Origin of the sequence: Halalkalibacter flavus, assembly GCF_036663575.1 — a bacterium.
Taxonomy (GTDB): Bacteria; Bacillota; Bacilli; order Bacillales; family Bacillaceae_D; genus Halalkalibacter; species Halalkalibacter flavus.
The window spans coordinates 1-263 of sequence record NZ_JAWRVK010000275.1 but is presented as its reverse complement, the minus strand read 5'-3'; the positions used below and the strand labels follow the sequence as shown (position 1 = coordinate 263).

At 64.3% G+C, this 263-nt stretch carries 1 protein-coding gene; it reads left to right on the top strand.

Translation table 11 applies throughout. From position 1 onward, the window contains the following. A partial coding sequence (locus SAY88_RS25180) for a hypothetical protein (RefSeq protein WP_332635167.1) occupies window positions 1–263 on the top strand: 263 nt, incomplete at both ends.

The following is a 263-nucleotide window of genomic DNA, read 5'->3' as shown; positions in this document are numbered from 1 at the left end:
GTGCTTTTGGATCTTCCTGTCGATCCTGTCTGATCACATCCATACATACCTCGATCTCGATATCTATCCGCATCGACATCCGTCGACGAGGACCAGACAGCCGATGCAGCCCCTCGTCGCGCCCAGCGCGGCGGTCCCGACGAGCCGGCCCTCGAAGCGGCCGCTGAAGCGGCGCCCGCAGTCGATCCGGCCGGGAGGCAAGAAGCGGCCAAAAGAACCGAAACAGGACGAGAGCCATCCGACCAAGACCGGGGGCGTGCGGG